The sequence below is a fragment of the Allobosea sp. 05T438 genome, from assembly GCF_056396025.1.
This window is the reverse complement of sequence record NZ_JBFTKQ010000004.1, coordinates 47067-72894: the sequence shown is the minus strand read 5'-3', so window position 1 is coordinate 72894 and position 25828 is coordinate 47067. Positions and strand designations below refer to the sequence as shown.

The 25828-nt window shown below is 65.0% G+C and carries 20 protein-coding genes and 1 riboswitch; of the genes, 8 read left to right on the top strand and 12 right to left on the bottom strand.

Features of this window, described 5'->3' with window-relative positions:
• Positions 1 to 79 precede the first annotated feature (79 nt).
• Both AC1DIN_RS11000 and AC1DIN_RS10995 read left to right on the top strand, forming a co-directional pair.
• Positions 80 to 2551, top strand: a complete 2472-nt coding sequence (locus AC1DIN_RS11000; protein WP_476809805.1) for an arylsulfatase — start codon at positions 80 to 82, stop codon at positions 2549 to 2551.
• A 359-nt stretch (positions 2552 to 2910) separates the two neighbouring features.
• On the top strand, positions 2911 to 3306 hold the full coding sequence (locus AC1DIN_RS10995; RefSeq protein ID WP_441473239.1) for a hypothetical protein: 396 nt from the start codon (positions 2911 to 2913) through the stop codon (positions 3304 to 3306).
• A 10-nt stretch (positions 3307 to 3316) separates the two neighbouring features.
• On the opposite strand, the gene AC1DIN_RS10990 is transcribed toward AC1DIN_RS10995, so the two are convergent.
• Genes AC1DIN_RS10990 through AC1DIN_RS10965 form a run of 6 tightly spaced genes read right to left on the bottom strand, consistent with a single transcriptional unit; the run spans position 3317 to position 9230 of the window.
• Positions 3317 to 3541 carry a hypothetical protein gene (locus AC1DIN_RS10990; RefSeq protein ID WP_476809804.1) on the bottom strand — a complete coding sequence of 75 codons (225 nt, stop codon included), beginning with the start codon at positions 3539 to 3541 and terminating at the stop codon, positions 3317 to 3319.
• A gap of 60 nt (positions 3542 to 3601) precedes the next feature.
• Entirely contained in the window at positions 3602 to 4621 is a 1020-nt protein-coding gene (locus AC1DIN_RS10985; protein WP_476809803.1) for a DUF6925 family protein, read from the bottom strand.
• Positions 4614 to 5408 (bottom strand): ABC transporter ATP-binding protein, encoded by a 795-nt coding sequence (locus AC1DIN_RS10980; protein WP_476809802.1) that lies wholly within the window; start codon positions 5406 to 5408, stop codon positions 4614 to 4616. The genes AC1DIN_RS10985 and AC1DIN_RS10980 overlap by 8 nt, the downstream gene beginning before the upstream one ends.
• Entirely contained in the window at positions 5408 to 6412 is a 1005-nt protein-coding gene (locus AC1DIN_RS10975; protein WP_476809801.1) for a FecCD family ABC transporter permease, read from the bottom strand. The genes AC1DIN_RS10980 and AC1DIN_RS10975 overlap by 1 nt, the downstream gene beginning before the upstream one ends.
• Entirely contained in the window at positions 6409 to 7257 is an 849-nt protein-coding gene (locus AC1DIN_RS10970; RefSeq protein ID WP_476809800.1) for an ABC transporter substrate-binding protein, read from the bottom strand. The genes AC1DIN_RS10975 and AC1DIN_RS10970 overlap by 4 nt, the downstream gene beginning before the upstream one ends.
• Positions 7254 to 9230, bottom strand: coding sequence for a TonB-dependent receptor plug domain-containing protein (locus AC1DIN_RS10965; RefSeq protein WP_476809799.1), 1977 nt, complete (start codon positions 9228 to 9230; stop codon positions 7254 to 7256). The genes AC1DIN_RS10970 and AC1DIN_RS10965 overlap by 4 nt, the downstream gene beginning before the upstream one ends.
• Before the next feature lie 89 nt (positions 9231 to 9319).
• A riboswitch (cobalamin riboswitch) is annotated at positions 9320 to 9518 on the bottom strand.
• A 444-nt stretch (positions 9519 to 9962) separates the two neighbouring features.
• Here AC1DIN_RS10965 and AC1DIN_RS10960 point away from each other — a divergent pair.
• The 4 genes from AC1DIN_RS10960 to AC1DIN_RS10945 all read left to right on the top strand — a co-directional run bounded on the left by AC1DIN_RS10960 (position 9963) and on the right by AC1DIN_RS10945 (position 15656).
• A complete protein-coding gene (locus tag AC1DIN_RS10960) occupies positions 9963 to 12209 on the top strand; it encodes a TonB-dependent hemoglobin/transferrin/lactoferrin family receptor (protein ID WP_476809798.1) in 2247 nt (748 codons plus the stop codon).
• An 87-nt stretch (positions 12210 to 12296) separates the two neighbouring features.
• Positions 12297 to 13049 (top strand): ChuX/HutX family heme-like substrate-binding protein, encoded by a 753-nt coding sequence (locus AC1DIN_RS10955; RefSeq protein ID WP_476809797.1) that lies wholly within the window; start codon positions 12297 to 12299, stop codon positions 13047 to 13049.
• Positions 13033 to 13929, top strand: coding sequence for a ChaN family lipoprotein (locus AC1DIN_RS10950; RefSeq protein WP_476809796.1), 897 nt, complete (start codon positions 13033 to 13035; stop codon positions 13927 to 13929). Before AC1DIN_RS10955 ends, AC1DIN_RS10950 begins: the two co-directional genes overlap by 17 nt.
• Positions 13926 to 15656, top strand: a complete 1731-nt coding sequence (locus tag AC1DIN_RS10945; protein ID WP_476809795.1) for an ABC transporter ATP-binding protein/permease — start codon at positions 13926 to 13928, stop codon at positions 15654 to 15656. Before AC1DIN_RS10950 ends, AC1DIN_RS10945 begins: the two co-directional genes overlap by 4 nt.
• A gap of 86 nt (positions 15657 to 15742) precedes the next feature.
• Here the strand turns inward: AC1DIN_RS10945 and AC1DIN_RS10940 are convergent, their stop codons facing one another.
• Positions 15743 to 16633 (bottom strand): LysR family transcriptional regulator, encoded by an 891-nt coding sequence (locus AC1DIN_RS10940; RefSeq protein WP_476809794.1) that lies wholly within the window; start codon positions 16631 to 16633, stop codon positions 15743 to 15745.
• A gap of 109 nt (positions 16634 to 16742) precedes the next feature.
• On the opposite strand from AC1DIN_RS10940, the gene AC1DIN_RS10935 reads away from it, so the two are divergent.
• Positions 16743 to 17678: a carbon-nitrogen hydrolase family protein gene (locus tag AC1DIN_RS10935; RefSeq protein WP_476810044.1), complete on the top strand. Its 936-nt coding sequence runs from the start codon at positions 16743 to 16745 to the stop codon at positions 17676 to 17678.
• A 168-nt stretch (positions 17679 to 17846) separates the two neighbouring features.
• On the opposite strand, the gene AC1DIN_RS10930 is transcribed toward AC1DIN_RS10935, so the two are convergent.
• The 3 genes from AC1DIN_RS10930 to AC1DIN_RS10920 all read right to left on the bottom strand — a co-directional run bounded on the left by AC1DIN_RS10930 (position 17847) and on the right by AC1DIN_RS10920 (position 19611).
• Positions 17847 to 18434: a histidine phosphatase family protein gene (locus tag AC1DIN_RS10930; protein ID WP_476809793.1), complete on the bottom strand. Its 588-nt coding sequence runs from the start codon at positions 18432 to 18434 to the stop codon at positions 17847 to 17849.
• A 112-nt stretch (positions 18435 to 18546) separates the two neighbouring features.
• Positions 18547 to 18921 (bottom strand): VanZ family protein, encoded by a 375-nt coding sequence (locus AC1DIN_RS10925; protein ID WP_476809792.1) that lies wholly within the window; start codon positions 18919 to 18921, stop codon positions 18547 to 18549.
• A 408-nt stretch (positions 18922 to 19329) separates the two neighbouring features.
• On the bottom strand, positions 19330 to 19611 hold the full coding sequence (locus tag AC1DIN_RS10920; protein WP_476809791.1) for a hypothetical protein: 282 nt from the start codon (positions 19609 to 19611) through the stop codon (positions 19330 to 19332).
• Positions 19612 to 19829: 218 nt separating this feature from the next.
• On the opposite strand from AC1DIN_RS10920, the gene AC1DIN_RS10915 reads away from it, so the two are divergent.
• Positions 19830 to 21191 carry a hemolysin family protein gene (locus AC1DIN_RS10915; RefSeq protein WP_476810043.1) on the top strand — a complete coding sequence of 454 codons (1362 nt, stop codon included), beginning with the start codon at positions 19830 to 19832 and terminating at the stop codon, positions 21189 to 21191.
• Between the two features lie 77 nt (positions 21192 to 21268).
• Here AC1DIN_RS10915 and AC1DIN_RS10910 read toward each other — a convergent pair whose 3' ends face one another.
• Both AC1DIN_RS10910 and AC1DIN_RS10905 read right to left on the bottom strand, forming a co-directional pair.
• Positions 21269 to 24406 (bottom strand): efflux RND transporter permease subunit, encoded by a 3138-nt coding sequence (locus AC1DIN_RS10910; RefSeq protein WP_476809790.1) that lies wholly within the window; start codon positions 24404 to 24406, stop codon positions 21269 to 21271.
• 3 nt (positions 24407 to 24409) lie between these two features.
• Positions 24410 to 25645 carry an efflux RND transporter periplasmic adaptor subunit gene (locus AC1DIN_RS10905; protein ID WP_476809789.1) on the bottom strand — a complete coding sequence of 412 codons (1236 nt, stop codon included), beginning with the start codon at positions 25643 to 25645 and terminating at the stop codon, positions 24410 to 24412.
• Positions 25646 to 25828 lie beyond the last annotated feature (183 nt).

Genomic DNA, 25828 nt, shown 5'->3' with positions numbered 1-25828 from the left:
GAACGCGGATAGCGATAATAATTATATAATTATACTTTGATATCTGTGTCTAAAACGGAAAATAGCGGGGTGATTTATCATGAGATCGCGTCACAATTTGCGTATAAGCACTGGGCTGGCGGGTGCGGTTAGCCTTTTAATCGGCTCAAGTTACTTGCCGGCAACGGCCCAGCAGATCAACGGAACCCTGGGGCAGCCGAGCGCAACGATCACCCTCGATGGCAAGCAGCTCCCGGCGCCGCCCCCCAAATTTGGCGGCGTGATCAAGGAAACTCTTGAAGGGTCGAAGGTCTGGTGGCCGCCGCGCGTGGCTCCGCCCAGGGGCGCCCCCAACGTGCTGCTGATCATGACCGACGACCAGGGCTATGGCGTCAGCGGTACCTTCGGCGGCGTCGTCCCGACGCCGGCGCTTGACCGCGTCGCAAAGGCGGGTTTGCGCTACACCCAGTTCAACTCGACCGCCTTGTGCTCGCCGACCCGCGCGGCCCTGCTTACCGGCCGCAACCACCATTCCACGGGCAACGGTGTGATCACCGAGTTGTCGACCGGCTTCCCCGGCTATGACTCCATCATCGGTACGGACAACGCGACGATCGGCGCCATTCTCAAGGGCAACGGCTATCCGACCTCATGGTTCGGCAAGAACCACAACACGCCGGATTTCCAGTACAGCGTTGCCGGCCCCTACGACCAATGGCCGTCGGGAATGGGCTTCGATTACTTCTACGGCTTCCAGGGCGGCGAGACCGACCAATGGACGCCCTATCTGTTCCGTGACCACACCCAGATTTTCCCGTGGGTCGGCAAGCCCGGCTACAACCTCATCACCGATATGGCTGATGAAGCCATTACGCGGCTGAAGCAGCTTGACGCTGCCGCGCACGACACGCCGTTCTTCATCTACTACGCCCCCGGCGGAACCCACTCGCCGCACAACCCGACGCAGGAGTGGATCGACAAGTTCAAGGGCAAGTTCGACATGGGCTGGAATGCCATGCGCGACCAGATCTTCGCCAACCAGAAGCGCCTGGGCGTGATCCCCGCGACTGCAAAGCTCACCGATTGGCCCGACAGCCTGCCGAAATGGGACAGCCTGTCGCCCGACCAGAAGAAGCTGTTCGCCCGCCAGGCCGAAGTCTTTGCCGGCTACGCTGCCTACACCGACAACGAAATCGGCCGGGTGATCCAGCAGGTCGAGGACATGGGCAAGCTCGACAACACGCTGATCATCTACATCGTCGGCGATAATGGCACGAGCCCCGAAGGAACCCTGTCCGGCACGCCGAACCAGTGGACCGCCTATAACGGTATCCTCGACTTCCCGATCGCGGAACAGATGAAATTCTACGACACTTGGGGGTCGGCGGCCAGTTACCCACATATGGCTGTCGCGTGGTCATGGGCGTTCGACACGCCGTTCAAATACACCAAGCAGATCGCGTCGCATTTCGGCGGCACACGCCAGGGCCTGGCGATCAGCTGGCCCGGCCATATCAATGACCCCGGCGGCATCCGCAACCAGTTCCACCACATCATCGATATCGTGCCGACGATTCTGGAGGCGACCCGCATCAAGGCGCCGCAGACGGTCAATGGGATCAAGCAAAAGCCGATCGAGGGCGTGAGCATGGCCTACACCTTCGACAAGGCCAATGCGAATGCGCCCTCGAAGCGAAAGACCCAGTATTTCGAAATGATCGCCAATCGCGGCATCTACAATGACGGCTGGTACGCCAACACGACACCGCCGCATGGCCCCTGGATCCTGAACGCGCCCCTGCCGCCGATCAGCGACTATAAATGGGAGCTGTACAACCTGAAGGAGGACTACACTCAGTCCAACGATCTCGCCGCAAAGATGCCTGGCAAGCTGAAGGAGATGCAGAAGCTGTTTGTCCAGGAGGCTGCCAAGTACAATGTGCTGCCGCTGGACAACAGGTCCTTCGCGCGAGCCGTCGAGCCGCGGCCGAGCGCCACCGCGGGCCAGACGGTGTTCACCTATACCGGCGTGAATTCCGGCATCCCCATGGCCAACTCGCCGAATGTCATCGGCCGATCCTACAAGATCACCGCCGAGGTTGACGTTCCCCAGGGTGGCGGCAACGGCATGCTCGCCACCACTGGAGGCCGTTGGGGTGGATGGGGGCTCTACCTGCTCAACGGCAAGCCGGTGTTCAACTACAACATGCTGATCCTCGCCCAATATCGCTGGGAAGGCGCGGATGCTCTCACCCCGGGCAAGCACACGATCGTGTTCGAATACACCTATGACGGCCCGGGTATTGCCAAGGGCGGCAGCGGTGAGCTGAAGGTGGACGGCAAAGTCGTCGCCACCGGAAAGCAGCCCAACTCGATCGCGTTCCTGCAGGTATCCGACGAGACCTTCGACATCGGCGTCGATACGCGCACGGGGGTCAATGATAAAGACTACCAGGTGCCGTTTGCCTTCGATGGCAAGATCGACAGACTGACCGTCGACCTCGGACCGATGCAACTGGCCAAGGCGGACCAGAGGAAATTGCGGGAAGCGGTCGCTCGGGCGAAAGACTAGGAATGATTGGCTCAAGCAATTGGCGGGTGGCGCCGGTTCACTCCGGCGCCACCCGCCTCGCGACCTTCAAACTATGCCGAAACGCCCGGCTCGATGGGGCTGCTCGCAGGTATTCGATCCATCAAGAAGGTAACGGTAGCCATTCTGAACAAGATATACGACTGCGGCACGATCCTGGGTTCATCTGATCGTTGAACTGGAACGGCCACGACTGCGTTTTGCGCGAATTCGCAAGCAATTTCGCGGATGGTCTGCGCTGCACAGGTCAAGGATAGAGCGCCACCGCGGCCCGAAATATCAACCGTAACTCTCGCGCCTGCGCGCCGCCGCCTTCCTTCTCGTGCCGGGTGAAACTCCAGATGACCATGAGAAGCCTGCAAACAGCGACCGCAATCGTCGAGGCCGGTGCCGCCCTTGCGCTGTTGGGCGTTCCATCGGTCACGGCGTGGCTGTTGCTTGGGGCGCCGCTCGACGCGCCCGTCGCCGTGAGCCTGGTGCGCGTTGGCGGCGTCGCGATACTTGCGCTCAGTATCGTCTCCTGGCTGGCGCGCGCCGATGCGCAGAGCCTCGCCTCGCGCGGAGTGGTCATTGCAATGCTGTTCTATAACATTGCGGTCGCCAGCGTTCTCCTGTTCGCCCGCTTTGGCCACGGACTGTACGGCATGCTGCTGTGGCCAGCGGTCGCGTTTCATGTGGCGATGGGCGTCTGGTGTGTCCTGAGTCTGCTGGGAAAAGACGAGGGTCTCCTGCGATAGCCGGGCGATGTTAGCGCAGTCGAAATTGGCCCATCGTTGGCGTAACGGATGTGCCCTGGCCGCTGCCCCCGCTTAATGCGCCACCATTCTGGCATTCGACGATGCGGGTCCCGAGCAGGTTCTTCTCCTTCCAGAGATCTGTCGCTTCGCTCATCCAGGAGCAAGCGATCTCGGCCGTCGCGAAGGCGGTCTGGATGCGCAGCGGTGCTCCATGGCAGCTGGCGATGAAGTGCACGGACATCCCTTGGGGGAAAGAGCGTGGGATCGGGTTGATGTTGCGATATGCCGTTCCGACTCAACGATGGCCGTAATCATCCGTGTCGCCATCGGCTGGATCCCGGCCGTCGCGCCTATCGTAGCGACGGAGCCAGTCTTGCAATCGGCCAGCAGACTCGTGGAGTTCCTTCTGTTGGCGCAACGTGACCTTCACGGCATTGCGGCCAAACCGGCTCGGCGGCGCTGAGAAAGCCGCCGGCGGCGCATTGTTTGCCAAAAGCTCTCGCACCGTTCGCTGCGTCGCCACCGTTTCGGGATCGCCGTACCGATTCAGGAGATTCTCGAAACGTTCGAAGGCCTGGCGGTCGAACGAACGCGGTCGCCCCATTGCGTCCCTGACCGGATGGGCCGGCACCAGATGGGCACAAGGTACGAAGCCGTCGGGCACGGGCTCAGTCGCAGCATGGGTTCGGCCCGCCCGCAGCAATTGCGGTAGCACATGGGTATGCGGGCCTTCCGGACTCTTGCCGCCGGCCGCCGGGATCGGCTGGTAGACCTCGCAGCGCCCGATCCGGGCTACGAAAACACGATGCGGCCCGGCTGCGACGATCGCCGGCATGGCGGGGTTGCCGGGCCCGAACAGCGAGCGACCTGCCTGGGCGCGCAGCAGCGTGAGCAGTTCCGGATCGTCCGTGCGGATGCAGATATCGGCCTGTAGTGTGCCGAGCCCCATATCGAACAGGATACCGGCGGTATCCTCGGCGCGTAGCGCGTCCGTGTCCGGGCCAAGCTCGGTCAGGACGGTGCGCCTGTGCATCGAGCAGGCGTCCTCCGGCAGGCACAGCGCGAGGCGATGGCTCCAGCTCGTGCCGACGGCGCTCTCCGAGGCGAACAGGCGGGTGTCGTCGAGCCGCCCGAAGCCGATGCCGCCGCGCTCCGTCACCGCGGCAAGCCGGTGCGGTTCGTCCGTGATCGCGACCGCCTCCCCAGCATCGCGCATGAACTCGGCGATGGCGCCGAAGGTGCCGAGGTTCCATTGGCTCGAAGGGTCACCGAGATGCTCGCGCAGAACGGCGCGGATGGTGGCGCTGTCAGACATCGTGGGATCGTCCTTGGTTCTGTGCCCGCCAGGGCAGGAGGAAAGGCTCGCCGTCATGGTTGCCGCGCAGCCCCTCGACGCCGAACACACTGCCAAGGCTGGCTTCGTCGAGGACCGTTTCTGGCGCGCCTTCGGCCACAAGCCTGCCGTGATCGAGCAAGGCGAGCCGGTCGCAGAAACGGGTGGCGAGGGTAAGATCGTGCAGCACCACGACGACGCCCGCGCCACGGCGTGCGGTCCGGCGCAGGAGCTCCATCACTTCCAGCTGGTGCAGCGGGTCGAGGCCGGCGAGCGGTTCGTCGGCGAGGAGATGGGGCGCCTCTACCACCAGCGCGCGAGCCAGCAGGACCCGCCGGCGTTCGCCGCCCGAAAGCGTGCCCACCGTGCGGTCGCCGAAGCCGGCCACGTCGCAATGGGCCAGCGCGGTGGCGATCGCCCTGCGGTCCGTTTCGGTCAGGCTACCGAAAGGACGGCGATGCGGCAGGCGGCCGAGACCGACCACGGCCTCCACCGAGAGTGGCCAGGAGGTATCGCCGCCTTGCGCCAGGAAGGAGACCTGCCGTGCGAGCGCCTGCCGGCCCAGCGTGCACGCCTTCTCGCCGTCATAGCGGACCGTGCCGGCTGCAGGGGCGAGCAGGCCCGCCATCACACGCAGCAGGGTCGTCTTGCCGGCGCCGTTCGGGCCGACGAGGCCCAGAAGCTCGCCTCGTTGCAAGGCGAGGTCGATGTTCTGAAGGATCGTCTTGCCGCCGAGCGCGACCGCGATGTCGTGAGCTTCGATGGCCATCACGCCTCCCGCCGCATGCGATTGACGAGGCTGAAGAGGAAGGGCGCGCCGATCAGCGCCGTGACCACGCCGAGCTTCAGCTCCGGCCGGATCGGCGCGAGCCGAAGCGCAATGTCGGCCAGCAGTACGAGGATGGCGCCGCCGAAGCCGCTGACCAGCAGCAGCCGGCCGGGGCGGTTGTCGACGAGCGGGCGCAGCAGATGCGGCACGACGAGGCCGACGAAGCCGACTGCGCCGGTTACCGCGACCGCACTGCCGACGGCAAGCGCCGTGCCGCCGATCAGGCGAACACGCAGCCAGGTCAGATCGAATCCCAGGCTCGCGGCAGTATCCTCGCCCAGCGTCAGCGCATCGAGAGCCGGTGCCGTCGAGAGCAGCAGCGCCCAGCCGATGAGCATCAGCGGTAGAGCAAGCAGGATATGGTTCAGGCTGCGGTCGGCGAGCGAGCCCATCAGCCAGAACACGATCTCCAGCGCCGCATAGGGGTTTGGCGCGAGGTTGAGCGCGAGGGAGGTTGCAGCCCCCGCGAAGGCGTTAAGAGCGACGCCAGCGAGGATCAGCGTCGTCGTGCCGGCCCCGCGGCCGAGCAGGACGAACAGCACCAGCGTGGCGAAGATGGCGCCGGCGATGCCACCGAGCGGCAGCGCGAGCGACAGGCTGGCCGAAAGCCCGCTGTAGAAGGCGAGGACGGAGCCGAAGGCGGCCGCGCTGGAAATCCCGACCACGCCGGGCTCGGCCAGCGGGTTGCGGAGCAGCCCCTGCATCGCGGCACCCGACAGGCCCAGGCTGAAGCCGACGAGCGCGCCGAGGATGGCGCGTGGCAGGCGCAACTCGGTCAGCACGAGCGCCGGCAGGGTTGGGCGCCCCGCCAGCCAATCGCGGATCGCCGCACCCAGATCGAGCCGCGCATAGCCGACGGCCGTCGAGAGAGCGAAGACGGCGACCGTCGCGGCGGCGAGCGCGATCAGGATCGGCAATGAAGGCAAGCTGCCTGGGACTTTCATCGCTTCCCTCCGGCCGCCTTAGCCAGCAATTCGATGGCGTCGAGCACGCTCGGCCCGGCGCAGGCCCAGAGTCGCGAGGGCAGGGCGACGAGCCTGAGGCGCGCGCCGAGCTTTCCGATCACGGGGTGGTGCAGCACTTCATGGGCGAGAGAGGGCGGCCCGTCCCGAGTGTCGTTGAGGATCAGCATCTCGGCGCCGCCCAGCGCCACCGTCTCCAGCGCGATCTGGCCGTAGCTGTCGATGCCGAGCTCGGCGGCGATGTTGTCGAGGCCGGCCAGTGTCAGGATCTCGTCGACCAGCGAGCCGCGCCCGACCGTGAAGCCGTTCGGCCTGAGCACGATGGCGCGACGGCGCTCGGGCGGGCGTTTCGCGGCCAGCCCGGCGAGCCGTGCATCGATGTCGGCGATCAGCGCTGTGCCACGCTCCTCCTCCCCAAGCAGCGCCGCCATCTCCCCGATCTGGTCGCGCATCTCGGCGATGTTCCGCGGCACGCCGAATTCGCGCACCTCCATGCCGACGCGCTTGAGCAGGACCACGGTCGAGCGGGTGGTATAGGCGCTGGCGATGACGAGGTCGGGCTGGCTGGCGAGGACCTGCTCGACGAGGCCGTGATTGACGCCGACCGCGCGCGCCGCCTCCGCCATATTGGCGCTGCGTGGATCGCGCGAGAGCCAGGTGACGGAAGCGATGCGTTCGGGCTCGGCGAGGCGCAGGACGAGTTCATCCGTGCACATGTTGAGCGAGACGATCCGCGTCGGCTTCGCCGCGGCGGCCGGCTCGGCGCCGACAGCCATGGCGACGAAGGCCGCCATGGCGAAGGCATGATTGGCGCGGCGCGGTTTCATCCGCCGATGGCCACCTTGATGCCGCCGAAGGCGCCGAAGCCGGGAACCAGGAAGCCGACCGGATTTTCCCAGCGCTTGTCGAACAGGTTGTCGATCCGCCCGAACACGGTGACCTTGTCGGTCGCCTTGTATTCGGCGGCGAGATTGACCAGCGTCGCGCCCTTCGCGTTCAGCCGGGAGACGGAGAAGTCGCGATTGCCGTCCACCCAGGAGCCGACATAGAGCAGCGTCGCCGAGAGGGTGAGCTTGTCGGTCGGCGTCCACGTCGCGGTCGCGCTTGCCTTGTGTCGCGGCCGGCGCAGCAGCTCCTGCCGCGCGATCTCGTCCTTGGCGAGGGTTAAGGTGTAGTCGGCCCGGATGCGGAGCTGCGGCGACACTTCCAGCGCGGCGAAGGCCTCGACGCCCTTCGTCCTGGCCTTTCCGACATTCGCGTAGGAATCGAAGGTGGCGTTGGTAACGATCAGGTTGTCGATGTCGTTCTGGAACCACGTCGCACCGAACTGCAGCTTCCGGTCGAAAAGCGGCTGCTCGAAGCCGGCATCCCAGCCGCGGCTCTCTTCCGGCCGCAGGTTCGGATTGCCGTGGAAATTGAAGCCGGGGCGATAGTCGACGAAGAGCTCGTTGAGCGTCGGCGCCTTGAAACCGGTGCCGTAGCTCGCCTTCAGCTTCGTCTCCGTGCCGGGAATGATGACGGCCGGCGCGATGCGGTAAGTGGTGTGGCCGCCATAGCTGTCGTCGTCGTCGCGGCGGATGTTGGCCACGAGGAAGAAGCGGTCCTCGATATTGCCCTGGTACTCGAGGAAGCCGGCCTTGTTGCCGTTGGAGGCGACGAGGCTGGTGGTGTCGAGCCGCTCGCGCTCGTATTGCAGGCCCATGAGCAGATTGTGGCCCTTGGCGATCTCGAGATTGCCGCGCCAGTCCAGCTTGGTGCGCTCGCCCAGATTCTCGCTGGGCAGGCCGGGAATGCCGGTCGTGCCGTTGGCCGTCCGCGTCGCCCGGTCCTGGTTGGTGTAGGAGACGCCGAAGGTGTTGACGAAGCGCCCGCCGAACGGATCCCACACAACCTCGCCGCGGGTGAAGGACTGGGCGTAGTTCTGCAGCGAGCGATAGGGCGCAGGCCGGCTCGGGAAGCCGGTGTCGCTGGTGAATCGCAACTGCCCGTCCTGATAGCGGCCGATCCAGTTCAGCGTCAGCGTGTCGCTGAGAGCGACGCCGACGCGGCCGGAATAGCTGTAGTTGTCGAAGGCGTTGGGGTTGATGCGCCGGCCCGGCGGGACGAGGTTCGGCGGCGTCACAGGGGTCGAGTCCGAGCGGAAGTGGGCCACGTTGAAGGCGTAGTTGAAGCGGTCGTTGCCGCCGCCGAAGCCGGCCGACTGGTTGAAGGTGCCGTGGGAGCCGGCTTCGATGCGCGCGGTCGCCTTTGGTGAACCCTCGCCGCGCTTTGTCGTGATCGAGATCACGCCGCCGAGGGCGTTGGCGCCGTAGAGGCCGCTCTGCGGGCCGCGCAGCACCTCGATGCGCTCGATATCGTCGGTCAGCATCGAGCCGAAATCGAAGGAGCGGTTGGGCGTCGAGGGGTCGTTGGCCTCGATGCCGTCAATCAGCACCTTGACGTGGTTCGAGTTGGTGCCGCGCATGAAGACCGAGGTCTGGCCGCCCGGCCCGCCGGTCTGCACGATGTTGAGGCCGGGCACGGTGGCGAGCGCCTGCGGCAGGGTGCGGCGCTGCTGCTGCTCGATGTCCTTCGCCGTGATGACGGTGACCGAGCTTGCGATCTCGCGGGCCGGCGTCGGCGTGCCGGTGGCGCTGACGACGATCTCGTCGAGGGCGAGAGGGCCGGCGTCACTTTGCGCCAGGGCAGGGACAGAGCAGGCGAGGGCGAGTAGGGAGGCGGACAGCAGCAGGCGGCCGCGTCCTGCGGCCGGGAAGAAGACGTTCACGATGGAGACCTCGGGCGTTGACGTCAGTGGCACGTCACCGCGAACGCGATCTCCCATCGGCCGCGCGAGAGGCGGCAAACAGTCAAATCAGCGATCGGCGCACCCCGTCCGAACGTGTTCGCGTGTGACCACGGCTGACGGCAGGTCTCCTGGCTCGCGGGTCGGTGCCTTTGCGCCGCCTTCCCAGGTCCGAGGCCCCAGTGGCGTGTGGCGAAAGGCTCGCCGCTTACAGTTGCGGGGGCAGCCGCGGCATGGGGCAAAACTCCGCCCGCACCGCGTTCCCTTTTGATCCCGTGAGGGAACCGTCGCGGCGAGGATTAGGGCGAAAAAGTGGCGGCGTCAAACCGCGCCGATCGCGCAGCCTCATGCGACCGCTGGATACGCTTGGTCTCGGAGTGTGCTCCAGGGGCGGCGGCCGCAAGACCCCAAGCCAAGCTTCGCCCGCCCGTGCAGCCGGGCGAACGCTGAGCTTTCTGGCCAGCTTCTGGCGCTCAGATGGCCCGCTTTGGGGCGTTTCAGCGGGACGCATTGGCCTGCGGCGGAGAGATGGGTCAGGTTCAATCGATTGCGCGCGAATAACGAATTAAATTGAGATCAAGATGGTTCTGAATCATTGTTATAATTCCAATTTACCCATTATATTACTCAGATATCAATTTAGATCTGAATGTATTGTATTTATAATCGAAAATTTGTGTTCAAATGTTAGTTGCGAATCTTTTCTTTAAGAAATAAATCGTCCCCAATTCAAATTGGGACGAAATTATGAATAACAATTCTAAGCTATATATTGCTGTATATTTCCTGTCCTCCACCGCATTGACGGGCGCGTATGCCCAGTCGGCGCCGGTTGCTCCGGGCGGTGCCGAACCGATTTCCCTCGACCAGATCACCGTGACGGCGACCCGCAGCGAAAAGCAGGCTCTCGACGTGCCCGGGACCGTCAACGTCATCACGCGGCAGGACATGGAGCAGCGGATCACCCGCGATACCCAGGATCTCGTGCGCTACGAGCCCGGAGTCATCGTCAACCGCCAGACCACGGCGACCGATCCCTTCGGCAACTATGGCGGCTTCACCATCCGCGGCGTCGGCGGCAACCGCGTGCAGATGCAGGTCGACGGTTCGCGCGTGATCGAGCGCATCACCGACGGCAACCGCGACTTCGTCGACCTGCCTTTCCTCAAGAGCGTCGAGATCGTGCGCGGCCCGGGCACGGTGCTGTGGGGCGCCGATGCGCTGGGCGGCATCGTCGCCTATCGCACGCTCGATCCGCAGGACCTGCTGAAGGGCCGCACCGACAAGCCCTGGGCGGTGAAGCTCGACACCAGCTACGACAGCCTGGACCGCTCCTTCGTCAAGACGGGCATCGCCGCCTACAGCTTCTCGCCCGCCCTCGAAGCGATCATCGGCGTGAGCCAGCGCAACGCGCAGGAAGCCAAGCTCGGCAATGCCCGCGCCGATGGCGGCCGCTGGGGCTGCCCGGTGCCGACCCTGCGCTTCCTCGGCTGCAATCTGCTCAACCCGCTCGATACCGAGGTCTGGAACGCTTTCGGCAAGATCGTATTCAAGCCGACGCCCGATCACACCTTCAAGTTGACCGGCGAATACTTCGACAGCGAATCCACTGTGAACCAGCTCTACAACTACAACGTCGTGAGCCTGGGTATCCGCAACGGACCGAACATTCGCGATCAGATCAAGTCGCGCAAGCGCCTGGCGCTCGAGCATGAGTGGAATGTCGGCGCAAGCTTCCTCGACTCGCTGCGCTGGCAAGCCTCTTTCACACCCCAGAGCCGCACCTTCATCACCAACAACCTGCAGACGCTCGCCAATGGTCAGCAGCGCTTCACGCGCGGCCTGCTTGACTATACCGAGCAATTCTCGCAGCTCGACGTCCAGGCGAAGTCGAGCTTCGCGCTGGGGTCGAGCTTCCACCGCCTGACCTACGGCTTCCAGGGCGACGTCACGCGCACCGACTATGAGCGGCGCGACGATGTTAGAAACCTGACCACCGGTGTGACGACGACCGCGATCGCCGGCGGCTTCAACTTCGCCAATGCGACGACGACGCGGGCCGACATCTATCTCCAGGACGAGATCGAACTCCTGAACGGCCGCTGGACGATCACGCCCGGCGTCCGCTACGCGAACTACAACATCGATCCGCGTGTCGGCCCCGGCTATGTCATCGTGCCCGGAAAAGCGCCGCGCGAGCTCGACTCGCACCGGCTCATCCCGCAGGTCGGCACGATCTTCAAGCTCGACGAGACCTATTCGCTCTATGCCCGCTACGCCCAGGGCTTCAAGATGCCGACGGCGCAGCAGCTCTACACCTCGCTGCCCTTCGGCACGCAGAACCTGATCCCGAATCCGGATCTGCGGCCTGAGATGGTCACATCCTATGAGGCGGGCGTGCGCGGACGCTTCGCCGATGGCTGGTTCTCGATCGGCGTCTTCCATGCCGACTACAAGGACTTCATCCAGGAGCTCTACGAGGTGCCCGGCACGACCGACATCACCTCGCGCAACCTGGCGCGGGTGAAAATCTCCGGCATCGAGGCCTCGGCCGAGTGGCGCTTCCAGGAGCGCTGGGTCACCCATCTGGCGCTGAGCTATCAATACGGCCAGCAGCGGAAGCAGCAGGGCGCGCTCGAAGTCCCCTATAATGTCAGCCCACTGAAGGCGGTGACGGGCCTGAAGTACCTGATGCCGGAATACGGGCTGGAAGCCGAGGTGATCGGCACCTTCGCGGCCGGCGCGACGCGCGCCGACGCACCCACCACGTTCAAGCCCGGCGGCTATTCGGTGTTTGACGCCTATCTGAACTGGAAGCCGACCAGCTTCCTGACGCTTCGTGCCGGTATCCAGAACATCTTCGACAAGCGCTACTTCGCCGACGTCCTGAACTACGACAAGGTCGCAAGCTTGAGCGTCGCGGCCGCCAACCCGCTCGAACTGCAGACCGCGCCGGGGCGCATATTCAAGCTCTCCGCGTCTGCAGAGTTCTGACCCTCGATTGAGATGCCGCGCCCGAAGGCGCGGCGGATCGGCGGCGCTCCCGGCGAGACCCGGGCGTCGCCTCATTTGGAGACCACGATGACCCAAGAGACCAATCCACGCGAACGGCTCACGCGCGCGCCGTCCGAAATCCTGAAGAGCTTGCCCGCCATGGGGCGGGTCATGCTGAGCACCCGCTCCGGCGGCGCCACGCATGAGCGTATGGGCGAGGTCGAGGCGGTCGCGATCGAAGGGAACGAAGCCAGGCTTTCGGGCGCGTTCCACGACAGCCGCATCGACCTGACGGCGGTCGTGCGCATCGTCGCCGACCGGACCAGCAAGATGCGCGAGCGCGTGCTGCCGCGCCTGGAATGCCAGGATGCCAGTGGCGAGACCCTGTTCAGCCTGATCGGCCTCGACGGGCTGGAGCCGTTCGACAAGGCGCTGGCAGCCTTCGGCGCCGGCGAGCCTCTGGAGCCGGCCATGCGCGAGGCGCCCGGCACAGGCGGCGCGGCCGACATACCCGCGGACGATCTCGGCGCCCGGAGCTTCGCGTCCATCCTCGCCAGCGGCGAGACCATCTCCATCGACATCGAGCGGCCCGGCCTGTTCCAGCGCTGGGAAGCCGTGCTGCCCGAGCCGAAGCCGGCGATGGGCTTCGTCAACATCATGCAGCCCGACTTTCACCTGCATCTCAGGGCCGGTGCCGTCGCGAGCTGGCTGCGCAGCGAAAGCGGCGGAACCGTCACGCTCCACGCGCTCGACAGCGAGGGCAAGCCTTTCGGTCTCGTCCTGAGGGGGCCCGCCGCCGCCTTCGCCAAGGTCCCGGAAAGCCATGCCGCTCGCAGCTGAATGGGAGGGCAGGGGCGGGCGTCATGCCCATCCGCGCGCGAGCTGGCTCTGTCCGGAAACGGGCGGGCTGCTGCCGCAGGGCGAACTGATGCAGGCGATGGCGCGCAAGCGCGTCGTCCTGCTCGGGGAGACGCATGACGTCGCCGAGATCCATCGCTGGCAGCTGCATGTTACAGCGTTCCTGCACATGCTGCGGCCGGCGCTCGCCGTTGGCTTCGAGATGTTTCCGCTGCGCATCCAGCCGATCCTCGACGCCTGGGTCGATGGCGCAATGGACACCGCGACCTTTATCGAGCGCAGCGAATGGACACAGGTCTGGGGTTTCGATCCGGAGCTCTACCTGCCACTCTTCCATTTCTGCCGGCAGCAGCGCGTGAAGATGCTGGCCCTGAACTGCCACCGGCCGCTGGTGACGCGCGTCGGTCAGCTGGGCTGGGAGGCCATCCCCGTCGAGGAGCGCGACGGCGTCAGCCCGGCCGCGCCTGCGACCGAGGCTTATCGCGACTACCTCTCTGCGATCACCGGCCGCTTCGCCGGGTCCGATCGGCCGGAAGCGATGGCGCCGGAACGCTTCGACCGTTTCGTCCGGGCGCAGCAATGTTGGGACCGCGCCTTCGCCTGCCGCATCGCCGATCATCTGGCCGAGGCGACGGATGATCCGCTGGTCATCGGCATCATCGGCCGGGGCCATCTCGAGCACGGGCATGGTACGCCGCATCAGCTCCGCGATCTCGGCCTCGAGGATGTCGCGGTGCTGCTGCCGACGAGCGAGGCCGAGCACGATGCCGCGGCCCTGCGGGGCATCGCCGACGCCGTGTTCCGCCTCGACATGCCGGAGCCGCCGCAACCGCGGCGCGCCCTGCCGCGAGCCGCATCATGAGGGCCGTCCTTTCCCAGATCGCCTGGCTGACGCGTCTGTGCATCGCCGGCCCCGGCGGCAGGGTCGGCGCGCTCTATTTCGGGCTGATCTTCGGGCTGGGGTTGGCCGGCGTGCAGGTCGGCGTGCGGCTCATCTCGTGGACGGCGGATTTCTACAACGCCTTGCAGAAGCTCGATGTCGATGGCGCCTTGCGGCAAGTGGGAATCTTCTTCGGGCTCATCGCGATCAGCGTCGCGCTGCATCTCAGCAGCACCTATCTGCGCAAGATGCTGCAGATCCGCTGGCGGCGCACCCTGACCGAGGCTGCGCTTGACCGCTGGCTTACCGGCAAGGCCTTCTGGCATTTGCGCGAGCGCACCGACCACGGGCTCGACAATCCCGACCAGCGCATCGCCGAAGATTGCCGCATCTTCGTTGACAAGCTGACCAGCGAGGGGCTCGAACTCACCACCAACATCGTCGCGCTCGTCACCTATCTCGGGATCCTGTGGTCGCTTTCGACCTTCCCGCTTGCCTTCAGCGCTCTCGGCTTCTCCGTCGAGATACCCCGCTATATGGTCTGGGCAGCGCCGCTCTATGTCGCGATCGCCAGCGGGATCACCCATCTCCTTGGCCGGCCGCTCAAGGCGCTTTCCGTCGAGCAGCAGCGCCGCGAGGCGGATTTCCGCTTCGCGCTGGTCAGGCTGCGCGAGCATGTCGAGGCGGTGGCGCTGGCCGATGGCGAGCCGGCAGAGCGACGCCTGATGCGCGAGCGCTTCGCCGCGATCGTCCAGAACTGGCGCAGCCTCGCCAATCGCGACCTGATCCTGGGCCTGTTCACCCGACCCTATTTCCAGACCGTGCTGCGCATTCCTCTATTCCTGGCGCTGCCGGCTTACCTGGCCGGGCGTGTCACTTTCGGCGGGCTGATGCAGATCGGCTCGGCCTTCCAGAACGTCGTGACAACGCTCTCCTGGTTCGTATTCTCCTATCGCGACCTCACCGAGCTCGCCGCGGCAGCCAGCCGCCTGTCGCATTTCATCAGGGTGGCGGAGGCGGAAGCCGCGCCGGCGCTGCGCCCGAGCCTGCACACCACGGCGGATGCGAGGCTGAGGCTTCGGGACATCGCGCTCGAGACGCCAGCCGGGCGCCGGTTGACGCCGTGGCCGGAGCTGACGCTGGAAGCGGGGCGCAATTACTGGCTCTCGGCTCCCTCCGGCCACGGCAAGAGCACCCTGGCGAAGGCGATGGCCGGGCTGTGGCGTCACGGCGAGGGGCGGATCGAACGGCCGGAAGGGCGAATCCTCGTGCTGCCGCAGCAACCCTATCTCCCGCTCGGCGACCTGCGCACAGCTCTGTCCTATCCGCAGCAGCCTGGCGCGATCGGCGACGAAGCACTGCGGCAGGCGCTCGGATCCGTCGGGCTCGAAGGGCTGTGGTCCTTTGACGATCAGGGTTGGGCCGATGCCAGGCGCGGGTTCTCCGGCGGCGAACGGCAGCGCTTCGCTCTGGCGCGCGCCTTGCTGCAACGGCCAGACTGGCTGGTGCTGGACGAGGCAACGAGCGCGCTTGATCTGGCCGGCGAGAAGCAGGTGCTGGTGGCCGTCCGCGCGGCGCTGCCGGGCGTGACCGTGATCGCGATCGCACATCGTGAGCCGGCGGGCCTCGGCGATATCGAACGAATCTCACTGCCCGGCCTTGCTTCGGACGGCAATCCGATGTCCCGGCTCGCGCCGCTACCGGCCTGAGGCTACTGCTGGGACGCGCGAGCTGGTCCGATCGGCCCGGTCAAAAAGCTACCGAATGCGCGAGACCGTCCGGAAGCAGGGCGTAATCAACTGGCGCGCTCCGTCCGCTCCACCATATCGGCGAAAGCGAGCGCGACGGGACCGAGCGCATCGCGCGGCTTGGTCAGCAGATGCAGCGTGCGGCGGACATTCGGCCGCAGGCCGAGAACCTGTATGCCATGGCGGTCCGCCGGCAGGGCGAGCTCCGGCATGATCGTCAGCCCCAGACCTCCGCGCACCATGCTCGCCAGGGTCGCGTTGTCGCGTACGAGACAGACGATCTCGGGGTTGCTTCCGGCCAAGGCCAGGAGCTCCTGGATCAGCGTCTCGCAGCCACCACCCGACAGCAGCATGCGTTGCCCGTCGAGCTCCTTCAGCGCAACCTCGCGACGATTGGCGAAGGCGTGGCCGTCCGGAACGACGACGACATAGTCGTCCTGGACAACCGCGCGGGACGAGAGGCTCGCATGGGTCCGGCTGGTCACGCCGATCTCGGCCACGTCGGACAGGACCCAGCTCGTCACCTCCGGATCCGTGCCTTCATGGAGTATCACGGTGATGCCCGGGTGCTCGCTGCGCAGGCGCCGCATCCAGTCCGGCAGCAGTTGTACGGCGGCGCTCTGCACGACGCCGACGCGCAGGATGCCGGTCAGGCTTCGAGAACCAGCGGCAGCCGCCGCGCCGGTCGCGAGGCGTTCAAGAGCGGCCAGTGCGGTTCTCGCTTCGGCCAAAGCCTCGACCCCCGCGGCGGTCGGCGTTGCGCCATCGCGGCCTCCCCGTACGAGGAGCGGGACGCCCAGGCTCTTTTCCAGCGCCGCGACGGCCTGGCTGACGGCTGACTGGGACAGGCAGAGCTGGCTTGCTGCGGCCGTGAAGCCGCCCCGCTCGGCAACGGCGCGAAAGCAGCGGAGCTGCGTCAGAGTGATATTAGCTAACATGATAGATGGATTTTAGAACGATTAATTGGACTGATGTTGATCCGGTTCGGTAGTTGACGCAACCGAAACGCTGCGGACGGGCATCATGACGAACAGAGACGGGTTGACGGTGGGGTTGGCGCAGATCGCCCCGATCTGGCTGGATCGCGATGCGACTTTGGCAAAGATCGAGCAATGGGTCGAGCGGGCGGCCCTGGCGGGCTGCGGCTTCGTTGTCTTCGGCGAGGCCCTGGTGCCGGGCTATCCCTTCTGGATCGAGCATACGGACGGCGCGCGCTTCGAATCCTCCCTGCAGAAGGAAATCCACGCGCACTATCTCGATCAGGCGGTGCAGCTCGAAGCGGGACATCTCGACGGGGTGCGGGCGGCGGCGGCCCGGCTCGGCATCGCCGTCATGCTGGGCGCGATCGAGCGTCCGGCCGACAGAGGTGGGCACAGCGTCTATTGCTCGCGTGTTCACATCGGCGCCGACGGCAAGGTCGCCTCGGTCCATCGCAAGCTGATGCCGACCTATGAGGAGCGGCTGAGCTGGGCGCCCGGCGATGGGCACGGTCTATGCGTTCACCCCGTGGGCCCTTTCACGGTCGGAGGGCTGAACTGCTACGAGAACTGGATGCCGCTGTCCCGGGCGGCGCTCTATGCGCAGGGCGAGGACCTGCATGTGGCGCTTTGGCCCGGCAGTCGCCGCAACACACAGGATACGACTCGCTTCCTGGCCCGGGAGGGGCGCAGCTATGTGCTGGCCGTATCGGGACTGATGCGGCGAGCGGATGTGGCGCCGGACAGTCCGGCGGCCGCGATGCTGGAGCGGGGCTGCCCCGACTGGCTGGCCGACGGTGGATCCTGCATTGCCGGCCCCGACGGCGATTGGGTGGTGGAGCCCGTGACGGGGCGCGAGGAACTGCTGGTGGCGCAGCTCGATAACCGCCTGGTGCGCCGGGAACGCCAGAACTTCGATCAGGCGGGGCATTATGCTCGACCGGATGTGACGCGCCTAGTCGTCGATCGGCGGCGCCAGAGCCTCGTTTCGTTCGAGGACGCCTGACATTTCCCCCGCAATCCATCGCCGCGACCCTAAAACTGTCGGACCGGCGAAATTCGGGCGCACGAGAACTGAGGGCTTTGAAGGACGAAAGAGCCGAGGGTTGCCAGATGGAAATGCTCGATTTCACGCGCATGCTCTTGGCAGCCAATGTCGCTGGTCAGGCGGTCTCTAGCCCCCAGTGCAGGCTTCGCTCGCGCCGTCCAGGCCCTGAATGCCGTGCTTGAAAAGCGCCTGCGTCGAGGAGCCATCCCGGACGATCCGGACGACATAGATGCTGTCGAAATCGTTGCCCGGCCATTTTTCGACCTGGCGAGGATCGCCGCCGTGGTGGTCAAGGAGGTTGCGAGCCAGCTTGACCAACTGCTTGTGTTCCCACGCGATCAGCAAAGTCGCGCTTCCATAGTCAGGGGATTGCAGCGCCTTTTCGAGCTTGTCGATCTCCTTGTAGCCGAACTGCGTCTCGACCGGCACCCCGGTCGTCTTGGAGAGAGGGGCGACAGTCTCCAATGGGCGCAGATATCGATATTTGACTCCGTCGTCCTTCTTCTGCCGCTCGGGATCGGGAGCGAAGATCGCGTCGAAGCGGCCGAATTGCTTTGCGAGAACCGGCGGCAGGGCGTTCGCGCGGCTCAATCCGTGGCAGTCAAGCCGGCCCAATCCGCCCTTCGGCTTTTCGCCGTGCCGGATCAACACGATCGTTTGCGTCACAGGCGCCGCAGAAGCGTAGTCGCCGCCTGCTCCGCCAAACGCGAGCACGGTCAGGATGGTTGCCGATCTCGGGCCATGTCCTCTACTGCGTTGCATCGCGATAAAAGTCTCCTGTGATGCCCATCGGGCCGATCGAGATTGTATCCATTCGACGAGGAGTTCACCACGGCAACCCAAAGTAGCGCAATGCGCGCTCACACAGCATCGCCAAGCAGGCTCCGGTCACCGCGCCAATCGCCTTGACGATGGCATCATGCGGTCGGCCATGGCGGGTTGCCTCGAGTGTTTGAAGCCATTCGAGCCCGAACGCGATGAGAACGATGGCGCTCAAAACGACCAAGCGCTTTCGCGGATAAGCAAAAATCAATAATGTGCTTGCCGCGAAATACGCCAGAAGGCGTTCGCTATCGGGCTGAAGTCCGGGGATGTGCGGGCGCAGCTCGATCGGGGACAGCGTGGCGAAGACGATCGCTGCGAGAGCAATCCAGCCCAGGATGAGCGCTGCCTGACGGAATCTTTCGAGGAAGGGCGGCAAGGCGGAAGCCCGAAAGTCAGCCAGAATGCGGGATAGGGAACGCAAACGCTTCGCCGAGGCTCAATTCCACTGTCCTCGGACGGAAAATGTACTTCCTCGCACTGGCAGGGGGCAGGGGGCTTTGCGCTCCTCGCTCAGCTTTACCAGTTGGGAGCATCAACTTCGTCGTTTCCCGCACGATCGACCTACCCCTGCGGCCGCCAGGCCAAGTTCTGACAAATGAAATTCTGAAGGAAAATGGGTCCATTGTTGGACCAAGGCGCAAATTTGCTGTTCAAGAGATTCGGCAGGTGGTCGGCATGCGAAATGCTGGCTGCGCGGTGCGGGGCGGAACGCCGGCTCACAGAGGCTTGGGCAACCGGCACCACGACCTCATCGGCCCGAGTCCAGGTCGCTCCATCGAGGAGATCAGGCGCCTTTGCCGCCGGGCTCCTGCGTTGCCGCTGTGATGGCCTCGATGAGCCGCTGGCGATTATCGAGCACGAAGGCGATGAAGATATCCTGCCCGACGATAGACTTCAGCATGGGCGGCAGCAGGCCGTAGAGCCTGAGTGCGAGATCGCGCATGGCGGCATCGTCGTTGACGAGATCGGACGCCTTCTGTCCCGCGAAGTCTTTCAGGAGATGCTCGTTCTGGCTCACCAGCGAGACGATTTCCGCTTCAATTTTCTCTTTGACGGCTTCGAACATAGGTCACCTCGGCCGATCCTGTTCCGAAACCTAGAATAGCGGCAGGGAGACGAATTGTCTGGCTTGCCATGCGGCCGGCGCTGCTTTCGGTCAGTTCTCCGAACGCTATCCCGATTGGCTCGCCGGCGACCCTCCGCAGGGCGGATGCGGTCCGCTCGTGCTATAGGGTGCAGAATCCAATCAGCAATGGTGCGGCTCCGTCCGCAAGAAGGGAGTTCATGTCCAGCCCCGGTGGCAGTATGTTCGATATCCTCGGCATATTGGCTGTTCTGTTTCTCGTCGCCGCGAACGGCTTTTTCGTCGCGGCTGAATTTTCCCTCGTTTCGGTTCGGCGCAGCCGTGTCACGGAGCTCGTGGCGGCCGGACGCGTGAATGCGATCGCGCTAAAGAGGGCGGTAGACGGCCTCGATGCCAATCTGGCTGCGACGCAGCTGGGGATCACCATCTCCTCGCTGGCACTTGGTTGGGTCGGCGAGCCGGCCCTGGCTCATCTGATCGAGCCCGTGCTTCAGGGGCTGCCGGGCGCTCTTGCGACGACGAGTTCGCATGCGATCGCCATCGTGATCTCCTTCACCATCATCACGGCGCTTCACATCGTCCTGGGAGAGCTGGCGCCGAAAAGCCTTGCGCTCCAGCGCAGCGAAGGCACGGCCCTCTGGGTGGTGAGGCCGCTCGGCCTCTTCCTGTTCCTGCTCAAGCCCGCGATCATGGTCCTGAACGGTCTCGGCAATCTGGTGCTGCGGTTATGCGGCCTTCGACCGGGAGGCGGGGAGGGTGCGCTGCATTCTCCCGAAGAGCTCAAGCTGCTGATTCGAGCCAGCCAGGAAGCGGGCATCCTCGAATTGGAGCAGCAGGAGGTCGTCGCCCGTGTCCTGAGCATCGGCGACCGCCGTATCTCTGACATCATGACGCCCCGGCGCGATGTCGACTGGATCGACCTCGATGACGATCCCGAGGAGACCCTGAGGATCCTTCGTGAGTGCCGTCACGAACAGTTGCTGGTTGGTCGCGGCGGGATCGATGAGCCGTTGGGGATGGTCCTCAAAAAGGATCTTCTCGACCAGGTGCTCGACGGCTCGTCCATCGACCCGACGGCCGTCATCCGCTCTCCGCTCGTTCTGCACGAGGGAATACGCATCTTCCGGGCATTGGAGGAATTCAAGCGGGCACCCGTTCGCCTTGCGCTCGTCATCGACGAGTTCGGCGGCCTTGAAGGCATCGTTACGCAGACCGACCTTCTGGAGGCCTTGGCAGGGAATCTCCCCCATTCCGATACCGAGGAGCCCGATCTCATCGAACGGGAGGATGGCTCGCTGCTAATCGACGGGATGATGCCTGCCCATCAAGCCTTCGAACGACTCGGCCTTCGCCTGGACGCCGTCGACGGCGATTTTCACACCATAGCCGGGTTTGCGCTGACCCAGCTCGAACGCCTCCCGGAGGTCGGAGATTCCTTCACCTATGAAGGCTGGCGTTTCGAGATCGTCGATATGGACGGGCGCCGGATCGACAAGCTGCTCGCAAGCCACGCCATGACAGCGGCCGGACCTGATGCGGGGCCGGGAGGTACAGCAAAATAGCCTCCGCTCGTCGTCGCGAAGCAAATTTGCCGCTGCGATTGGTCGAACGCGTCCAGGCTGGCTGCGCTCGGCCGCCGTCAGGCATCGGTATTGGCGACTGCCCGATGCCCTTCTTCGATCCCGGCAGCTTTCGCGCTGCGCGTCGGGACGAGCCAGTTCGAGAAAGCGTCCAGATAGAGATAGATCACCGGCGTCGTGAACAGGGTCAGCAACTGGCTGACGAAGAGGCCACCGACCATGGCGTAGCCGAGAGGCTGGCGGATCTCCGAGCCCGTGCCGTGACCGAGCATCAGTGGCACGCCACCGAGGAGGGCGGCCATGGTGGTCATGAGGATCGGGCGGAAGCGCAGCAGGCAGGCGCGGCGGATCGCCTCCAGCGAGGACAAGCCCTGCTCGCGCTCGGCGGCGATCGCGAAGTCGACCATCATGATGCCGTTCTTCTTCACGATGCCGATCAGCAGGATGAGGCCGATCAGTGCGATCAGGCTGAAATCGAAGCCGAAGAGCAGCAAGGTCGCAAGCGCGCCGACACCGGCCGAAGGCAAGGTGGAGAGGATGGTGAGCGGGTGAATGTAGCTCTCGTAGAGGATGCCGAGGATCAGATAGACCACGACCAGCGCCGCAGCGATCAGCATCGGCACCGAGGCGAGCGAGTCCTGGAAGGCCTGCGCCGTGCCCTGGAACGACGTCGTGATCGTCGCGGGCAAATCCATCGCATTTTGCAGGCCGCCGATGGCGGCAGTCGCCTGCCCAAGCGCGATGCCCGGCGCCAGGTTGAAGGAGATGGTCACCGCCGGGAACTGGCCCTGATGGTTGATCGCCAGCGGCTGTGCCGGGACCGTGCTCCATGTGGCGATGGCCGCGAGCGGTACGTTGCCGCCCGTCGTCGCGGAACGCAGATAGATCTGATCGAGCGTCGCGATCTTCTGCTGCAGCGAGGGCAGCACCTCAAGAACCACGTAGTAGGTCGAAAGCTGTGTCGCGTAGCTGGCGATCTGGCGCTGCCCGAAGGCGTCGTAGAGCGTGGCGTCGATGACGTCCGGCGTGAGCCCATAGCGAGCGGCCTGGTCGCGATCGAACGTCAGGGTCAGAGTGGAGCCGGCTGCCTGCTGGTCGGAGGCGACATCGCGCAGCTCCGGCATCGCCTTCATCCTGGCGAGCAGCTTGGGAGCCCATTCGTCGAGCTGGGCGACGTCGGTGCCCTGAAGGGTGAACTGGAACTGCGTGCGCGAGGGCCGGCCGCCGACGCGCACATCCTGCGCCGCCTGAAGGTAGAGGCTGGCGCCTTCCAGCCGGCCGGTCTGCGCGCGCAGCCGGCGGATCACCTCGTCGGCCGAGGCCGTGCGTTCCTCCCGCGGCTTCAGCGTGATGTACATGAGGCCGTCATTGAGGGTGCCGCCGGTCCCGCCCATGCGCATCGCCATATGATCGACAGCCGGGTCCTTGAGGACGATCGCGCCGACATCCTCCATATGCCGGGCCATGGCCCCGATGGAGGTGTCCTGTGCGGTCTCGATCACACCGGTGATCAGGCCTGTATCCTGCTGCGGAAAGAAGCCCTTCGGGATGATGACGAACAGGTAGACGGTCAGCGCGAGCGTCGCGAAGAACACCATCAGCGTGACGAAGCGGAAGCGCAACGCCACATCGAGGCTGCGCTCGTAGGCGCCAGCGAGCGCCCGGAACAGCCTATCGCTGGCCTGATAGATCCGGCCGTGATGCACTTCGCGGAGCGGCTTCATGAAGCGCGAAGCCATCATCGGTGTCAGGGTCAGCGAGATCACCGCGGAAGCGAGGATGGCCATTGCCAGCGTGACCGAGAATTCGCGGAACAGCCGGCCGATGATCCCGCCCATCAGCAGCAGCGGGATCAGCACGGCCACCAGAGAGATCGAGATCGACAGGATGGTGAACCCGATCTCGCTCGCGCCCTTGATGGCGGCGGCCATCGGCTCCTCGCCGTCCTCGATATGACGCGTGATGTTCTCCAGCATGACGATGGCGTCGTCGACGACGAAGCCGACAGCGATGGTCAGCGCCATCAGCGAGAGATTGTCGAGGCTGTAGCCGGCGAACCACATCAGGGCGCAGGCGCCGAGCAGCGCGAGCGGCACGGTCAACGACGGGATGATGGTGGCCCAGAGGCTGCGCAGGAAGACGAAGATCACCAGAACGACCAGTGCGATCGTCACCAGCAGCGTAAATTGGACGTCCTTGACCGCCGCGCGGATCGTCTGCGTCCGGTCGGACAGCACGCCGATCTTGATGCCGGGCGAGATGCCCGCGGTCAGGTGCGGCAGAGCCTCCATGACCTTGTCGACGGTGGCGATGACATTGGCCCCGGGCTGCTTGAAGATCACCAGGAACACGCCGGGCTTGCCGTCGGCCCAGCCGGCTTGCGTATCGTCGAGCGGCGCACTGACGGCCTGGCCGATGTCGCGCACGCGCACGGGGTTTCCGTCGCGATAGGCGATGATCACGTCGTTCCAGCTCCTGGCGTCGGTGAGCTGGTCATTGGCGTAGATCGTGTAGGCACGTGCGCTGCCGTTGATGGTGCCTTTCGGGCTGTTGACGGTGGTGACGGAAAGCGGCGTGCGTATATCTTCCAGGGATAGTCCGCGCGCGGCCAGCTTCGCCGGTTCGACCTGGACGCGGATCGAAGGCGTCTGCTGGCCGCCGACATTGACCTGGCCGACGCCGCCGATCTGGCTGATGGCTTGGGCGAGCTTGGTGAGAGCCTCGTCGGAGACCTGAGTGAGCGGCAAGTTGTCGGATGTGGCGCTGAGCAGCAGGATCGGCGAGTCGGCCGGATTGACCTTGCGATAGGTCGGCGGGCTCGGCAGGTTTTTAGGCAGTTGGCCGGCGGCCGCATTGATGGCGGCGAGCACATCCGCGCCAGCGCCGTCGATATTGCGCGAGAGATCGAACTGGAGAGTGATCTGGGTCGAGTTGGCTTGGCTCGACGAGGTCATTTCCGCGACGCCCGGGATCAGTGAGAATTGGGATTCCAGCGGTTGCGCGACGGTTGCTGCCATGGTGGCGGGATCGGCGCCTGGCAGGTTGGCCGAGACCTGGATCGTCGGGAAATCCACCTCCGGCAATGGCGCGACCGGCAGTTGCGGATAGGCGACGACACCGACGAGGAGGAGACCGGCCATCAGCAGCGAAGTGGCGACCGGGAAACGGATGAAGGGAGTGGAGATTTTGCTGGCCATAGCTCAGTCCGCCCTCTTCGCCGAGGCCGGGGCTATTTCTGCGGAGGCATTCGAGGCCATTGGCGCTTCGGAATCGGGGAGCATCGGCCTGGCATCGACCAGAGTGCCGTCCTGCAGGCGGGACTGGCCGGCGACCACGACCTTCTGCCCGACGCCAAGCCCGGACAGGACCACCGCCCGGTCATCGTCGCTGGCACCGACTTGGATCGGCCGGGCGCTCACCTTGCTGTCATCGCCGATAACATAGGTGAACAGGCCATCGGGGCCGTGCATCACCCCATTCGCGGGAATGAGGATGACCTGCTTGAGCGTATCGATCCGCATTCGCGTGCTCACCGAAAGCCCCGGCCAAAGCGCATTGTCGTTGTTGTCGAAGCGTGCCTTCAGGCCGATCGTGCCGCTGGCGAGATCGACGGTGTTGTTGATGGCGACGAGCTGGCCGTGCGCCAGCGTCCGCCTGCCGTCCGAGGAAATCGCGTCGACCGGGACTTGGCCGCCGTCGAAAGCCTTGGCGATCGCCTGGAGACGATCCTGCGGGGCGGTGAATTCGACCGCGATCGGCTGCAGCTGGGCGATGGTGACGATTCCCGTCGAGTCGGCCGCATGGACGATGTTGCCGGGATCGATCAGCCGAAACCCGACCCGACCGGTGATCGGGGAGCTGATGGTCGCATAGTCCAGATTGACCTTGGCGCTATCGATGGCAGCCTGATCGCCTTGGATTTGTGCCTTGAGCTGTTCGACCAGCGCTTGCTGCGTGTCGAGATTCTCGCGCGACTGGAAGTCTTTTGCGGCGAGTGACTGGTAGCGCTCGAGAATGAGCTGGTTGTTCTTCAGATTGGCTTGATCCTGGGCCTTCTTGGCGACGACCTGATCGAAAGAAGCCTGATAGGGGCGCCGGTCGATTTCGACCAGCGGGTCACCCTGGCGAACGATCTGGCCTTGCCTGAACAGTACCTTGGTGATCGCCCCGTCGACGCGGCTTTTGACCGTCACGGTCTTGAAGGCTGAAACCGTGCCAATGCCATGGATATAGACGGGATAGTCAGCTTCGCGGACATTGGAATAGGCGACGGGAATTCGCGGTGGCGCGGCCGGCCCGGTCGCGGTGCTGCCGGTGGAGGCATGGCCTCCCCATTCGCGCCAGCCCTGATAGCCAAGGATCGCAACAGCCAGCATGGCGACAAGCAGCCAACCGCGGCCGCGGTGCTTGCGTCCATTCTTCCCATTCTCGACCATGCTCGCATCCGCCGAAAGACGAAGGCGTCACCCCGTGGCGCCGCAGCGATGCCCCTCACGACTGTGCGGGAACAACGCGGCGGCCGCCGGTGGGTTTCCGAGACGACATCGTCAATCTGCGAGCCGATCCACCGCGGCTCGCGACAGAGATTTGGCCGGCGGAGCCGGAAAGCAGCACCCGGA

Coding starts and splice junctions, on each gene's coding strand:
- AC1DIN_RS10980 (WP_476809802.1), bottom strand. CDS start 5,408: ATGGCCATCGAAGCTCACGACATCGCGGTCGCGCTCGGCGGCAAGACG.
- AC1DIN_RS10950 (WP_476809796.1), top strand. CDS start 13,033: ATGCCGCTCGCAGCTGAATGGGAGGGCAGGGGCGGGCGTCATGCCCAT.
- AC1DIN_RS10955 (WP_476809797.1), top strand. CDS start 12,297: ATGACCCAAGAGACCAATCCACGCGAACGGCTCACGCGCGCGCCGTCC.
- AC1DIN_RS10940 (WP_476809794.1), bottom strand. CDS start 16,633: ATGTTAGCTAATATCACTCTGACGCAGCTCCGCTGCTTTCGCGCCGTT.
- AC1DIN_RS10920 (WP_476809791.1), bottom strand. CDS start 19,611: ATGTTCGAAGCCGTCAAAGAGAAAATTGAAGCGGAAATCGTCTCGCTG.
- AC1DIN_RS10945 (WP_476809795.1), top strand. CDS start 13,926: ATGAGGGCCGTCCTTTCCCAGATCGCCTGGCTGACGCGTCTGTGCATC.
- AC1DIN_RS10975 (WP_476809801.1), bottom strand. CDS start 6,412: ATGAAAGTCCCAGGCAGCTTGCCTTCATTGCCGATCCTGATCGCGCTC.
- AC1DIN_RS10985 (WP_476809803.1), bottom strand. CDS start 4,621: ATGTCTGACAGCGCCACCATCCGCGCCGTTCTGCGCGAGCATCTCGGT.
- AC1DIN_RS10995 (WP_441473239.1), top strand. CDS start 2,911: ATGACCATGAGAAGCCTGCAAACAGCGACCGCAATCGTCGAGGCCGGT.
- AC1DIN_RS10960 (WP_476809798.1), top strand. CDS start 9,963: ATGAATAACAATTCTAAGCTATATATTGCTGTATATTTCCTGTCCTCC.
- AC1DIN_RS10970 (WP_476809800.1), bottom strand. CDS start 7,257: ATGAAACCGCGCCGCGCCAATCATGCCTTCGCCATGGCGGCCTTCGTC.
- AC1DIN_RS10910 (WP_476809790.1), bottom strand. CDS start 24,406: ATGGCCAGCAAAATCTCCACTCCCTTCATCCGTTTCCCGGTCGCCACT.
- AC1DIN_RS11000 (WP_476809805.1), top strand. CDS start 80: ATGAGATCGCGTCACAATTTGCGTATAAGCACTGGGCTGGCGGGTGCG.
- AC1DIN_RS10915 (WP_476810043.1), top strand. CDS start 19,830: ATGTCCAGCCCCGGTGGCAGTATGTTCGATATCCTCGGCATATTGGCT.
- AC1DIN_RS10905 (WP_476809789.1), bottom strand. CDS start 25,645: ATGGTCGAGAATGGGAAGAATGGACGCAAGCACCGCGGCCGCGGTTGG.